Source organism: Streptomyces sp. TBY4, from assembly GCF_024213195.1.
Taxonomy (GTDB): Bacteria; Actinomycetota; Actinomycetes; order Streptomycetales; family Streptomycetaceae; genus Streptomyces.
Genome location: NZ_JANAVF010000007.1, coordinates 115,111 through 128,148, shown reverse-complemented (window position 1 = coordinate 128,148; position 13,038 = coordinate 115,111). Strand labels below are relative to the sequence as shown.

At 69.9% G+C, this 13,038-nt stretch carries 12 protein-coding genes; 6 read left to right on the top strand and 6 right to left on the bottom strand.

Going from position 1 to position 13,038, the window contains the following annotated elements; translation table 11 throughout:
- Window positions 1–215 precede the first annotated feature (215 nt).
- Together NLX94_RS18685 and NLX94_RS18680 are read left to right on the top strand one after the other, a co-directional pair.
- Window positions 216–629 (top strand): anti-sigma regulatory factor, encoded by a 414-nt coding sequence (locus tag NLX94_RS18685; RefSeq protein WP_214949331.1) that lies wholly within the window; start codon window positions 216–218, stop codon window positions 627–629.
- Window positions 626–1,687: an RNA polymerase sigma factor SigF gene (locus NLX94_RS18680; RefSeq protein WP_254384089.1), complete on the top strand. Its 1,062-nt coding sequence runs from the start codon at window positions 626–628 to the stop codon at window positions 1,685–1,687. Before NLX94_RS18685 ends, NLX94_RS18680 begins: the two co-directional genes overlap by 4 nt.
- 76 nt (window positions 1,688–1,763) lie before the next feature.
- On the opposite strand, the gene NLX94_RS18675 is transcribed toward NLX94_RS18680, so the two are convergent.
- Window positions 1,764–2,210: a hypothetical protein gene (locus NLX94_RS18675; RefSeq protein WP_254384088.1), complete on the bottom strand. Its 447-nt coding sequence runs from the start codon at window positions 2,208–2,210 to the stop codon at window positions 1,764–1,766.
- Window positions 2,211–2,294: 84 nt separating this feature from the next.
- Here NLX94_RS18675 and NLX94_RS18670 point away from each other — a divergent pair, with 84 nt between their 5' ends.
- Together NLX94_RS18670 and NLX94_RS18665 are read left to right on the top strand one after the other, a co-directional pair.
- Complete coding sequence (locus NLX94_RS18670) at window positions 2,295–3,260, top strand: diacylglycerol kinase family protein (protein WP_254384087.1); 966 nt, start codon at window positions 2,295–2,297, stop codon at window positions 3,258–3,260.
- A 332-nt stretch (window positions 3,261–3,592) separates the two neighbouring features.
- Complete coding sequence (locus NLX94_RS18665; protein ID WP_004937597.1) at window positions 3,593–3,850, top strand: WhiB family transcriptional regulator; 258 nt, start codon at window positions 3,593–3,595, stop codon at window positions 3,848–3,850.
- A gap of 175 nt (window positions 3,851–4,025) precedes the next feature.
- On the opposite strand, the gene NLX94_RS18660 is transcribed toward NLX94_RS18665, so the two are convergent.
- Window positions 4,026–5,495: a sensor histidine kinase gene (locus tag NLX94_RS18660; protein WP_254384370.1), complete on the bottom strand. Its 1,470-nt coding sequence runs from the start codon at window positions 5,493–5,495 to the stop codon at window positions 4,026–4,028.
- A gap of 624 nt (window positions 5,496–6,119) precedes the next feature.
- Between NLX94_RS18660 and nagB the strand changes: the two genes are divergently transcribed.
- Entirely contained in the window at window positions 6,120–6,905 is a 786-nt protein-coding gene (gene nagB / locus NLX94_RS18655; protein WP_254384086.1) for a glucosamine-6-phosphate deaminase, read from the top strand.
- 127 nt (window positions 6,906–7,032) lie between these two features.
- Here the strand turns inward: nagB and NLX94_RS18650 are convergent, their stop codons facing one another.
- The 4 genes from NLX94_RS18650 to NLX94_RS18635 all read right to left on the bottom strand — a co-directional run bounded on the left by NLX94_RS18650 (window position 7,033) and on the right by NLX94_RS18635 (window position 11,901).
- Complete coding sequence (locus tag NLX94_RS18650) at window positions 7,033–8,523, bottom strand: glycoside hydrolase family 3 protein (protein WP_254384085.1); 1,491 nt, start codon at window positions 8,521–8,523, stop codon at window positions 7,033–7,035.
- 7 nt (window positions 8,524–8,530) lie between these two features.
- Window positions 8,531–9,367, bottom strand: a complete 837-nt coding sequence (locus NLX94_RS18645) for a carbohydrate ABC transporter permease (protein ID WP_254384369.1) — start codon at window positions 9,365–9,367, stop codon at window positions 8,531–8,533.
- Between the two features lie 47 nt (window positions 9,368–9,414).
- Window positions 9,415–10,437, bottom strand: coding sequence for a carbohydrate ABC transporter permease (locus tag NLX94_RS18640; protein ID WP_254384084.1), 1,023 nt, complete (start codon window positions 10,435–10,437; stop codon window positions 9,415–9,417).
- Window positions 10,438–10,620: 183 nt separating this feature from the next.
- The gene (locus NLX94_RS18635) at window positions 10,621–11,901 is read right to left on the bottom strand and encodes an extracellular solute-binding protein (RefSeq protein ID WP_254384083.1); all 1,281 of its coding nucleotides are present in this window, start codon (window positions 11,899–11,901) and stop codon (window positions 10,621–10,623) included.
- 296 nt (window positions 11,902–12,197) lie between these two features.
- Between NLX94_RS18635 and NLX94_RS18630 the strand changes: the two genes are divergently transcribed.
- Entirely contained in the window at window positions 12,198–12,962 is a 765-nt protein-coding gene (locus tag NLX94_RS18630; protein WP_254384082.1) for a GntR family transcriptional regulator, read from the top strand.
- Window positions 12,963–13,038 lie beyond the last annotated feature (76 nt).

Below are 13,038 nucleotides of genomic sequence, written 5' to 3'. Positions count from 1 at the left end.
CCGCCGGTTCCCCTGATTTGGGCCCGCAGACCCCTAGCCACTGTGCGTACCCATGGGCTTACCATCAGTCACTGGTCGCAGGCACGGCCTTTCGGCCAGCTGTGTGCAGCTGTGCGCAAGGGGGTGTGCACCCTCCGACAGGGGTGCCGCGACACGATCGCCCGGATCGCGATAGCGTCACGGCGAACAGAGCTCGTACCACCTTGGAGGTGAGGGTGTCCCAGATCGCAGGCGAGCCCGGGACCCAGGACTTCGTGGAAGTCCGGCTGCCCGCTGCGGGTGCCTACCTGTCGGTGCTGCGGACGGCCACGGCCGGCCTCGCGGCACGTTTGGACTTCACCCTCGACGAGATCGAGGACCTCCGCATCGCGGTGGACGAGGCCTGCGCGATCCTGCTCCAGCAGGCCGTGCCCGGCTCCGTCCTCAGCTGCGTCTTCCGGTTGGTGGACGATTCGCTGGAGGTGACCGTCTCCGCCCCGACCACCGACGGCCGGGCGCCGGAGCGCGACACGTTCGCGTGGACGGTCCTCTCGGCTCTCGCCGGGAAGGTCGAGGCCACGGTCGAGGAGAACAAGACGGTGAGCATCAGCCTCTACAAACAGCGCGGCGCGGGACCAGGCCCGGCGTGAGCGGCGGGGAGGTCCCGGTGCGGGGCGGGGATCGGCCCCGGGTAGGACACGAGGTCGACGGCGGCATTCCGGAGCAGCAGCACGCCCGGCCGCACCCGGCTGACACGGATGCGGATGACGGCTTTTTGGACTCGGCGGAGCGACGGGCGGGCCCTGTGAGCGAGAACCAGCACGACCAGACACTGCCGGTCCAGCCACCGGGGGCCGCTGCCACGGCCCCGTCGGCGGCCCCGGCCCCGGCCGCGGACCCCGCGGAAGCCCTGCGGGCTCCGGTGTTCACGGCGCCGGCGCCCCTGCCGGATCCGCGCGACCGCAGCGGTGCGCGGGCCCTCTTCATCGAGCTCCGGGCGCTGCCCGACGGCTCCCCGGAGAAGGCGGAGCTGCGCAACCGGCTCGTACGGATGCACCTGCCGCTGGTCGAGCACCTGGCCCGGCGCTTCCGCAACCGCGGCGAGCCGCTGGACGACCTGACCCAGGTCGCCACCATCGGTCTGATCAAGTCGGTGGACCGCTTCGACCCGGACCGCGGGGTCGAGTTCTCCACGTACGCCACGCCCACGGTGGTCGGCGAGATCAAGCGCCACTTCCGCGACAAGGGCTGGGCGGTACGGGTCCCCCGGCGCCTGCAGGAGCTGCGGCTCTCGCTGACCACGGCGACGGCGGAACTCTCGCAGCAGCACGGCCGCTCCCCCACGGTGCACGAGCTGGCCGAGCGGCTGGGGATCTCCGAGGAGGAGGTGCTGGAGGGCCTGGAATCGGCCAATGCCTACAGCACGCTCTCGCTGGACGTCCCGGACACCGACGACGAATCGCCGGCGGTCGCGGACACCCTGGGGTCGGAGGACGAGGCGCTGGAGGGCGTCGAGTACCGCGAGTCCCTCAAGCCGCTGCTCGAAGGGCTGCCGCCGCGGGAGAAGCGGATCCTGCTGCTGCGGTTCTTCGGCAACATGACCCAGTCGCAGATCGCGCAGGAGGTCGGCATCTCCCAGATGCACGTCTCCCGGCTGCTGGCCCGCACCCTGGCCCAGCTCCGCGAGAAGCTGCTGGTCGAGGAGTAGGAACGCAGGAGGCTCAAGAACACGGAGGCCCGTTCCCCACCGGGGAACGGGCCTCCGTACCTGCTACCGGGTACCGCTACCGGGTCTGCTCGCCCGGCCCGGCGGCGGTGCGCACCAGCGCCTCGGTCGCCGTGGGGTTCACCAGGAGTACGAGGACGGCCACCGCGGCCAGCGCCAGGAACACCGAGCCGGTCTTCAGCGCGCCGCCGCCGCTCCACAGCGTCAGGGCCACCGGCAGGGACATCACCTGGGTGATCACCGCCGGACCGCGGCTCCAGCGGCGGCCCAGGAGCAGTCCGCGCGCCGCGGTCAGCGGCAGCGCGGCGAGGACGAGCAGGGTGACCCCGCCGGTCTCGGCCTGCTGCGGGGAGTCGGGGGCGCCGGCGATGCCCACGTACAGCATGTAGACGCCGAAGCAGGCCAGGGCCAGCCCCTGCAGCGCGTTCAGTGCGGCGGCCGCGGTCAGCCGGCGCGGCAGCGGGGCGGGGACGGCGGACTCGGTGGGGGTGGGCTTCGTACTCACCCCAGCAGGGTAGCCGCGCCCCTCCCGTCCCGAAGGGGACGGCCAGTATGGGATGCGTATGAACGGGTCGGTAGGCTGGCGTCCATGCGTGCACTCCTCGTGGCCAACCCAGCAGCGACGACCACCAGTGCGCGCACGCGCGACGTCCTGACCCACGCGCTCGCCAGCGAGATGAAGCTGGAGGCGGTCACCACCGAGTACCGCGGCCACGCCCGGGACCTGGGCCGCAGGGCGGCCGAGACCGGCATGGACCTGGTGGTGGCCCTGGGCGGTGACGGCACCGTCAACGAAGTGGTCAACGGACTGCTGCACGAGGGCCCCGATCCGGACCGGCTGCCCGGACTCGCGGTGGTCCCCGGCGGCTCCACCAATGTCTTCGCCCGCGCGCTCGGCCTGCCCAACGACGCGGTCGAGGCGACCGGCGCCCTGCTGGACGCGCTGCGGGAGCGGCGCGAACGCACGGTGGGCCTCGGGCTCGCGGCCGGCACCCCGTGCACGGAGGACGAGTCGGTTCCGGCGCGCTGGTTCACCTTCTGCGCGGGCTTCGGCTTCGACGCGGGCGTCGTGGGCCGCGTCGAACAGCAGCGGGAACGGGGCAAGCGTTCGACCCATGCCCTGTACGTGCGACAGCTGATGCGCCAGTTCTGGGAAGAGCCCAACCGCCGGCACGGCACGGTGACGCTGGAACGGCCCGGTGCGGATCCGGTGACGGACCTGGTGCTGTCGATAGTGTGCAACACGTCACCCTGGACATATCTGGGCAATCGGCCGCTGTACGCCTCCCCGGAGGCGTCGTTCGATACCGCACTTGACGTATTGGCACTGAACCGTTTGTCAACTCCGGCGGTCGCTCGCTACGCGACACAGCTCCTGACCTCGACTCCTGAGCGCGGTCCGCACGGCAAGCACGCGGTGTCTCTGCACGATCTGACCGACTTCACCTTGCATTCGAAGGTGCCGCTTCCGTTCCAGATGGACGGAGACCACCTCGGTCTGCGCACCAGCGTTCGGTTCACAGGCGTACGCCGTGCACTGCGTGTGATTGTGTGAGTGGAAGGGCCGAAAGTCCTTCCACTCGAACGTTTACACGCCGGTCCACCCCTAGGAAGTAGGGCTGTGACCTAGTAGACACCGACGAATCAAAAAAAACTTTCCGGAAGGGGTTGTATCCCCGTCCGAGGTTTGCGAATCTCTACATGGCGATCGGGACAGCCCGCAGAACCCGGCACCCACACAGACCGCCAGAACCCCTCCACGAATCTCCGGCAGCCCAGGGCGAGTTTTTCCCCAAACTGGGCGGTCTCCCTTCCCTCACGAAGGGATTCGTGAAAGCGTTCACATTCACAAGCAACCTGCCCGCAATACAAGGAGATGGAGCAGCCATGGACTGGCGTCACAACGCCGTTTGCCGCGAGGAAGACCCGGAACTCTTCTTCCCCATCGGCAACACCGGTCCTGCGCTGCTGCAGATCGAGGAAGCCAAGGCCGTCTGCCGCCGTTGCCCCGTCATGGAGCAGTGCCTGCAGTGGGCGCTCGAGTCCGGTCAGGACTCCGGTGTCTGGGGCGGTCTCAGCGAGGACGAGCGCCGCGCAATGAAGCGCCGCGCCGCTCGCAATCGGGCGCGCAACGCAACCGCCTGACATCGACTTTCGAGCCTCGAGCCGCAGCGCGTAGTACCCATATAAGCGCTCAGCAACGTGCTCTTGAACCCCGTACCGAAAACCATTCGGTCCGGGGTTCAGTGCTGTCCGGGCCCGGTGCGCAGCCCAGGGCGTCACCGTCCGTGACATCACCCTGAGTCACCGGGCCGGCGCGCTACTTCTGCGGGCTCGCCGGTATGTCGAGGACGACCTTGGTGCCGCGCGGCTCGGACGCGACCATGTCGAAGGTGCCGCCGAGCTCGCCCTCCACCAGGGTCCGTACGATCTGCAGCCCGAGGTTCCCGGCCCGCTGGGGGTCGAAGCCCTCGGGCAGACCGCAGCCGTCGTCGACCACCGAGATCAGCAGCCGGGCGTCGTCGCGGCCGCTGCCCGAACGGGCCGCGGACACCTCCACGGTGCCGCCCTCCCCCTGGGTGAAGGCGTGCTCCAGGGCGTTCTGGAGGATCTCCGTCAGCACCATCGACAGCGGGGTGGCCACCTCCGCGTCCAGGATTCCGAAGCGGCCGGTGCGCCGGCAGGCGACCTTGCCCGGGGAGATCTCGGCGACCATCGCGATCACGCGGTCGGCGATCTCGTCGAACTCCACCCGCTCGTCCAGGTTCTGAGAAAGCGTCTCGTGCACGATCGCGATCGATCCGACACGGCGGACGGCTTCGTTCAGCGCCTCCCGCCCCTGCGGCGAATCCATCCGGCGGGCCTGCAGGCGCAAGAGCGCGGCCACGGTCTGGAGGTTGTTCTTGACCCGGTGGTGGATCTCCCGGATGGTCGCGTCCTTGGTGATCAATTCACGTTCGCGACGGCGCAGTTCCGTGACGTCGCGGCACAGGACGAGCGAGCCGATCCGGGTGCCCTTGGGCTTGAGCGGGATGGCCCGCAGCTGGATGACCCCGCCGCTGCCCTCGGCCTCGGTCTCGCGGGGGGCCCAGCCGCTGGCGAGCTTGACCAGGGCCTCGTCCACCGGGCCGCGGGAGGGGGCGAGTTCGGAGGTGATGGTGCCCAGGTGCTGGCCGACCAGGTCGGAGGCGAGGCCGAGCCGGTGGTAGGCGGAGAGCGCGTTCGGCGAGGCGTACGTGACCACGCCCTCGGCGTCGAGCCGGATCAGGCCGTCGCCGACCCGCGGGGAGGCGTCCATGTCGACCTGCTGGCCGGGGAACGGGAAGGCGCCCGCCGCGATCATCTGGGCCAGGTCGGAGGCGGACTGGAGGTAGGTGAGCTCCAGCCGGCTGGGTGTACGCACAGTGAGCAGGTTGGTGTTGCGCGCGATCACCCCGAGGACCCGGCCCTCGCGGCGGACGGGAATCGACTCGACGCGGACCGGCACCTCCTCGCGCCACTCCGGGTCGCCCTCGCGCACGATGCGGCCCTCGTCGAGCGCGGCGTCGAGCAGCGGGCGCCGGCCGCGCGGGACCAAGTGGCCGACCATGTCGTCCTGGTACGAGGTGGGGCCGGTGTTCGGGCGCATCTGCGCGACGGAGACGTACCGGCTGCCGTCGAGCGTGGGAACCCACAGCACGAGGTCGGCGAAGGAGAGGTCGGAGAGCAGCTGCCACTCCGAGACCAGCAGGTGGAGCCACTCCAGGTCGGTTTCACTGAGAGCGGTGTGCTGGCGTACGAGGTCGTTCATGGAGGGCACGTGGCGAGCGTACCCCGGGTACGGGCCATGACTTTCCTCAGCGTGGATACTCCGGAGTATCCAGGAGACCCCGCTTCCGCGTAGGCTTGGAGGAAGCGACGGTAACCCGGGTCGCTCCATTGGATGGACAGAACAGATTGGTCTAGTCCACAATTGCATCAAGACTTCCGCCCTCCCCGCACAGGAGGACGGATCGAGGTAACCGCGCGCTCTGCCCTGACCGCGCGTCACCTCCCACCGGCTGTCGGGCACCGCACACCCGACGGCCGTAAGTACTCCGGGCTACGGTGCCGGGCGGGCTGAGGGTCCCGCTCCGGCACCGTGGCCCAGAGGAATGTCGCAGAGGAATGCCGCGGCCGGGCCCACAGGGCCGCCGCCCCCAGCCCCTCCCGCCCCGCCCCGCGCCGTAGAGCGCCCGCCGGGCCGCCTCCCGCCACACCGCTCCGGCGCAGCGCCGTAGAGCCCCCACGCACCCGTACCGCCGCTCCCCGAGCCCGACAGGCCGGAGCCGCGGATCCGGCCCACCATGAGTGTGTGCGAAACCCGGCGACGGGGTCTCGCCTCTGCTAGATTGGTCTATACCACATCGTCACACTCCAGATCGGCAGGCCCCGCGTGGAAGTTGTCATCGTCCCGGACGCCAAGGCAGGCGGCGAGCTCATCGCGGAGGCCATGGCCGCCCTGGTCCGCCGCAAGCCCGACGCCCTGCTCGGCGTGGCGACCGGCTCTACCCCGCTGCCCATCTACGAGGCGCTGGCCGCCAAGGTCAAGGCCGGACAGGTCGACGCCTCCAAGGCCCGCGTCTGCCAGCTCGACGAGTACGTCGGCCTGCCGGCCGGCCACCCGGAGTCCTACCGCGCCGTGGTCCTGCGCGAGGTCGTGGAGCCCCTGGGGCTGTCCGAGGCCTCCTTCATGGGCCCGGACGGCTCGGCCGAGGACATCGTGGGCGCCTGCGACGCCTACGACCGCGCCCTCGCCGCGGCCGGCGGCGTGGACCTCCAGCTCCTCGGCATCGGCACGGACGGGCACATCGGCTTCAACGAGCCCTGCTCCTCGCTGGCCTCCCGCACCCGCATCAAGACGCTGACGGAGCAGACCCGCGTGGACAACGCGCGCTTCTTCGACAACGACATAGAGCAGGTGCCCCACCACGTCATCACCCAGGGCATCGGCACCATCCTCGACGCCCGCCACCTGGTCCTGCTGGCCACCGGCGAGGGCAAGGCCGAGGCCGTCGCGCAGACCGTCGAGGGCCCCCTGTCCGCCCTCGTACCGGCTTCCGCGCTGCAGCTGCACCGGCACGCCACGGTGGTCGTGGACGAGGCCGCCGCGTCCAAGCTGAAGCTGGCGGACTACTTCCGGCACACCTACGCCAACAAGCCCGCCTGGCAGGGTCTGTAAGCCTCACCGCCGCACGCCGAAGGGCCGGGCTCCCCCGTCGGGGGGCCCGGCCCTTCGCTGTGTGCTCCGTACGCGGCGGAGCCGGGCGCCCCCGTGACGGGTGCCCGGCTCCGGTCCGCTCGCCCTGCTAGACGCCCGCGATGACCTCCGCGGCAGCGCGCCCGCAGACCCGGGCGGCGCCGTGGGTCGCGATGTGCAGCGCGCCGCGGGGCTCGGCCCGCGGCAGGCCCATCTCGACCACGATCGTCTTCGGCCGGGCCGCGACGAGCGCGTCCAGGGCCTCGGTCATCCAGCGGTGGCGGTGCGCGTCGCGGACCACCGCGACGACCGTGCGGTTCCCCGCGGCGGCCAGGATGTCGGCGGCCGTGGAGCCCTGCGGGTACACGCCCGACTCGGTGCCCGGGATCAGTGCGGACACCTCCCCGGCCACCCCCCACGGGGTCTCGTCGCCGACCGCGAAGTTCGCCACCGGGGTGAGCGTGGCGATGTACGGGGCGTTCACCGGGGCGGCGGCCTTGGGCGAACCCGTCACCACCACCGCGCGGCGGGCCGCCGCCAGTCCGATGCCGGGCGCGCTGCTCCCCTCCGGCCGCGCGCCCTGACGGACCCGGCGGGTCCACTCGGCCAGCGAGCGGACCCGGGCCGCCGCCTCCGCGAGCCGCTCCTCGGGCAGCGAGCCGTCCCGTACCGCCGCGACCAGTGCGTCGCGCAGGGCCAGGACGGTGCCCTCGTCGGCGAGCCCGCCGCCGACGCAGATGGCGTCGGCGCCGGCCGCGATGGCCAGCACCGAGCCGCGCTCGATCCCGTACGTCCCGGCGATGGCCTTCATCTCCATGCCGTCGGTGACGATGAGGCCCTCGTAGCCGAGCTCCTTGCGCAGCAGACCGGTCAGGATCTGCGGGCTGAGGGTGGCCGGGCGGGTCGGGTCCAGGGCGGGCACCAGGATGTGCGCGCTCATGACCGCCTTGGTGCCGGCCTCGATGGCGGCGCGGAACGGTACGAGCTCGCGCGCGGCCAGGGTGTCGAGGTCCACGTCGATGCGCGGCAGCGCGTGGTGCGAGTCGACGTTGGTGTCGCCGTGGCCCGGGAAGTGCTTGGTGCAGGCGGCGACGCCGGCGGCCTGGAGGCCTTCGACGTACGCCGCGGTGTGCCGGGCGGCGAGGTGGGTGTCGGCGCCGAAGGACCGTACGCCGATGACCGGGTTGTCCGGGTTGGAGTTGACGTCGGCGGACGGGGCCCAGTTGAGGTTGACCCCGCACTCGGCGAGCCAGCGGCCCAGCTCGCGGGCGACGTCGCGGGTCAGGTCCACGTCGTCCACGGCGCCGAGGGCCAGGTTGCCGGGGAAGGAGGAGCCGCCCCGGACCTCCAGGCGGGTGACGTCGCCGCCCTCCTCGTCGATGGCGACGAGGACGTCGTCCCGCTCGCCCCGCAGCTGCGCGGTCAGCGCAGCGAGCTGGTCGGGCGAGGCGATGTTGCGGCCGAAGAGGCCGACGGCGGTGAGTCCCTCGGAGACCTGGCGCAGCAGCCATGCGGGGGCGGTGGTCCCCTCGAACCCGGGCTGGAGCACCGCCAGCGCGTCCTGGGTCAAAGTATCCGTGCGGTGCGCAAGGACAGTCATGGGGCCGTTATCCCTTCACGGCGCCGGCGGTCATGCCGCCGACGGCCTTGCGCTGGAGGAAGACGAAGATGAGCAGCACCGGGACCGCGAAGAGCGAGGAAGCGGCCATGGTGGCGCCCCAGTCGTTGCCGAAGGCCGTCTGGAACTGGGTCAGCCACAGCGGCAGGGTCTGCGCGGTCTTGTCCTTGTGCAGGATCAGGACCATCGCGAACTCGTTCCAGGCCGTGATGAAGCCGAAGAGCGAGGTGGACATCAGGCCGGGCGCCAGCAGCGGGAAGATCACCTTGCGGAAGGCCTGGCCGCGGGTGCAGCCGTCGATCTGGGCGGCCTCCTCCAGGGTCACCGGGACGGCGGCGATGAAGCCGCGCAGGGTCCAGATGGTGAAGGGCAGGACCATCACGAAGTAGATCGCGGTCAGCACGGCGAGGTTGTTCAGCAGCTCGGCCTCGCGGACGATCATGTACATCGCGATGACCATGACCTCCCAGGGCGCCATCTGGGCCAGCATCACGGCGAGCACGAGGCCCTTGCGGCCCTTGAACTTCATCCGGGCGATGGCGAAGCTCGCGGCGAGGGCGACGAGCAGGGCCAGCGCGACGGCCCCGACGGTGACGATCAGGCTGTTCGTGACGTAGGTCCAGAACAGGTCGACACCGGTGGCCTTGGTGAAGTTGTCCAGCGTCGGGGTGAAGACGAAGACGGGGTCCTTGGAGAGGATCTCGCTGGACGGCTTGAGCGCCGAGGAGAACATCCAGTAGACGGGGAAGATGAAGAGGAGGGCCAGGAGCAGGGCGCCGACGTTCTTGGCGACGGCTCCGGGACGGACCGGCCGGCGGTTGCGCAGCTGTGCGGGCTTCGCGGACGGCGCGGGCTTCGGGGCGGTGGTGGTGGTCACTGCTCCTCCTCCTGCTTCAGGATCAGACGGAAGTAGAAGGACATGACGATCACGAGCATCAGGATCGTCAGGACGGAGATCGCCGCGGCCAGGCCGTAGTGGAACTGGCTCTGGCCCTCGACGTAGGCGAAGACGGGCAGGATCTCGGAGCCCCGGTCGGGACCGCCCGCCTTCATCGCGTACACCTGGGTGAAGGCCTTGAAGACCCAGATGACCTCGAGGAAGGTGGTGACGAGGAAGAAGGACTTGAGGTTCGGGAAGACGACCTTCCAGAAGGTCTGCCATCCGTTGGCGCCGTCCATCCGGGCCGCCTCGTACAGCTCGCCGCTGACGGTGGTCAGACCGGCGTACATGTTCAGGGCGACGAAGGGGATCGAGCCCCAGACCACCAGGATCGTCACGATCACGAGGGTGGCGAAGCCGGTCCCGAACCAGTTGTGCTGCTCGTAGCCGGAGAAGCCGAGCGTGCGCATCACCCAGTTCATGACGCCGAACTGCTCGTCGAACAGCCACTGGAAGACGGTCACGGAGGCGACGATCGGCATGGCCCAGGCCATCACCAGCGCCATCGACAGGACCAGGCGCATCCACTTGCCGAGCTTGTTCAGCAGGATGCCGATGAGGCTGCCGATGATCATGATCAGCGCGACGTTGGCCGCGGTGAAGGCGAAGCTTCGGACCACGACGGTCCAGAACTGCGAGTCGCCCAGCAGCTGGGTGTAGTTGTCCAGACCGGTGAACGGCGACTTCCGCTGGATGAACTCGATCTTGTCGACCTTCTGGAACGACAGGATGATGTTCTTGACCAGCGGATACAGCAGCAGGCCCGCCATGCTGAGCACGGCCGGCCCGACCAGGAGGTAGGGCCACCACCCTTCAGGGAGCGACTTTCTGCCCCTGCGAGGAGACGTGGACGTTCCCTTGGCTCCGGCGGGCGGCGGCGTCTCGGCCACCCGTACGGACTTCTGTGGTGCGTCCTGTGGAGCGGAGGTCGCCGCTCCCTGGGAGTGCACGGTCATGTCTGGCTTCCTCGCGGTTGACTGTGGCGACCCGGACCCGCTTCCCCGCTCGGAGCAGGCGGCGCTTACTTGTGTCAATGCGCGACCGGGGGCGCGGCGGGCGCTCAGGGCGCCCGCCGCACCCCCCGGTGCGATCACTACTGGTACTGCGGGTAGTGCAGGTACTTCAGGTGGTGCCCGGTACTACTGGTTGATGCGCTTCGCGATCTCGGCGTCGGCGTCCGCGCCGGCCTTGGCCGGGTCGGTGCCGTTGAGGACCTTGGTCATGAAGTCCTTGATCGGGTTCGGCTCGGTCTCGACGTTCGCCCAGCCCGCGGTCACCGGGGTGATCTTGCCGTTGGCGCCGGCCTTGGCCATGGCCTCGGCGAAGGAGCCCGCCGGCGGGGCGAAGTTCGCGCCCACCTGGTTCGGGAGCAGCGCACCCTTGGTCTCGGCGGCGTACTTGGTCATCTGGTCCTTGCCTGCGGCGAGGGCCAGCCACTCCTTGGCGAGCTCCTTGTTCTTGGAGCGCTCGGCGATCGCCAGGTTCGAGCCACCGAGGAACACGGTGCCCGGCTTGTCGGCGGTCTTGCCCGGGATCGGGAAGTAACCGAAGTCGGCTTCCTTGCCCGCGTCCTTCAGCGCCTTCTCCGCGCCGCCGGCCTCCCAGCCGAGACCGATCCAGGACGAGACGCCGCCCTTGGGAACGATGTCGGTGGACTGCTGCGGGGTCGCCTCGTCCTTGTCCTTCGGGGCGGTGGAGAAGGACTGGAGCTTCTTGTAGAAGTCGATCGCGGAGGCGGCCTGGGGGGTGGCGAGGCCGCCCTTCCACTTGGCGCCGTCCTTGACGGCGAGGTCGCCGCCCTCGTCCCAGATGAAGCCCGCGAGGACGTACCAGCTCTGGCCGGGCAGGTAGATCGGCTGCGAGGCCGGGTCGGCCGCCTTCAGCTTCTCCAGACCGGCGACCCACTCCTCGCGGGTGGTCGGCGGGGTGACGCCGGCCTTCGCGTAGGCCTTCTTGTCGTAGACGACGACGCGGTTGGCCGCGTACCACGGAGCCGAGTAGAGCTTGCCGTCGATCTCGGCCGAAGCCAGCATGCCCTTCGCCCAGGCGTCCGCGCCGAGCTTCGCCTTGTCCTTGGTCAGGTCGGCGAGGCCACCGGTGACCGCGTAACCCGCGGTCTGGGTGTTGCCGAGCTCCAGGACGTCCGGCGGGGTGTTCTCGGAGAGGGCCGTCGTGACCTTCTCCTGGATGCCCTTCCACTGCTGCGTCTCGACCTTGACCGTGACACCGGGGTGCTTGGCCGAGAACTCGGCGTTGACCGCGTCGATCCAGGCCTTCGGCGCGGAGCCGTCCATCACCCAGACGGTGATCTCCTTGGGGCCCGCCTCGGCCTTGGCCTTGCCGTCGTCACCGTTGCCGCACGCTGCGACTCCGGCCATCATGCCCACGACACTGACCGCCACGATGAGCTTGCGCTTCACGCCACCCTCCTCAGGGATGCTGCCTGCAACTTCCCTTGCCCGCCGCGGTGACTCAAAAAGCACCAAGTACTGCCCGTGGGGCCGGGATCTGATCCATATTGGTGTAGACCAGTAGCTGGAGCTTGGCCTAGACCTTTAGGGGTGTCAAGGGTCTAATGAGCGGGTGCTCGGTCCGTTATCGGACCGACACCTGGGGGAGGGAGGAGGCCCGCCCTCCCTCCCGTGTCACGATGTGACCGCACATATCGGAGGAGCCGGTGACGGCAACGAAACTGGAGTCGGGAAGGCGGGCGGCGATGGCCACCGAAGGGGCGATCACGGAGCCGGACAGCGGGGCGGCCACCCGCACGGCACGCGTGCCCAAGTACTACCGGCTCAAGCGCCACTTGCTCGATATGACCGAAACCCTTCCACCCGGCACCCCGGTGCCGCCCGAGCGCACGCTCGCGGCCGAATTCGACACCTCGCGCACCACGGTGCGCCAGGCCCTCCAGGAGCTCGTCGTCGAGGGGCGGCTGGAACGGATTCAGGGCAAAGGAACCTTCGTCGCCAAGCCGAAGGTCTCCCAGCCGCTCCAACTCTCGTCGTACACCGAGGACATGCGGGCCCAGGGGCTGGAACCCACCTCCCAGCTCCTGGACATCGGCTACGTGACCGCCGACGACACCCTCGCCGGCCTCCTCAAGATCGCCACGGGCGGCCGGGTCCTGCGCATCGAACGCCTCCGCCTGGCCAGCGGCGAGCCGATGGCCATCGAGACCACGCACCTGTCGGCCAAGCGCTTCCCCGCGCTGCGCCGTTCGCTGGTCAAGTACACCTCCCTCTACACCGCCCTCGCCGAGGTGTACGACGTGCGCCTCGCCGAAGCGGAGGAGACCATCGAGACCTCGCTGGCCACCCCGCGGGAGGCCGGACTGCTCGGCACCGACGTCGGACTGCCGATGCTGATGCTTTCCCGCCATTCGCTGGACGCCGACGGGGAGCCCGTCGAGTGGGTGCGTTCCGTGTACCGCGGCGATCGTTACAAGTTCGTCGCCCGACTCCAGCGTCCCGCCCTCTGATTCGTAGTTGACTCTCGTTCCGCTATACGGACGGGGGCTTACGCCCAGCGGGCGGTCCCCCGTAGATTCCCTGCGC

Excerpts from the sequence above, each read along its gene's own strand:
- NLX94_RS18670 (WP_254384087.1), top strand. The coding sequence starts at position 2,295 with ATGCGTGCACTCCTCGTGGCCAACCCAGCAGCGACGACCACCAGTGCG.
- NLX94_RS18665 (WP_004937597.1), top strand. The coding sequence starts at position 3,593 with ATGGACTGGCGTCACAACGCCGTTTGCCGCGAGGAAGACCCGGAACTC.
- NLX94_RS18660 (WP_254384370.1), bottom strand. The coding sequence starts at position 5,495 with ATGAACGACCTCGTACGCCAGCACACCGCTCTCAGTGAAACCGACCTG.
- NLX94_RS18650 (WP_254384085.1), bottom strand. The coding sequence starts at position 8,523 with ATGACTGTCCTTGCGCACCGCACGGATACTTTGACCCAGGACGCGCTG.
- NLX94_RS18640 (WP_254384084.1), bottom strand. The coding sequence starts at position 10,437 with ATGACCGTGCACTCCCAGGGAGCGGCGACCTCCGCTCCACAGGACGCA.
- NLX94_RS18630 (WP_254384082.1), top strand. The coding sequence starts at position 12,198 with ATGGCCACCGAAGGGGCGATCACGGAGCCGGACAGCGGGGCGGCCACC.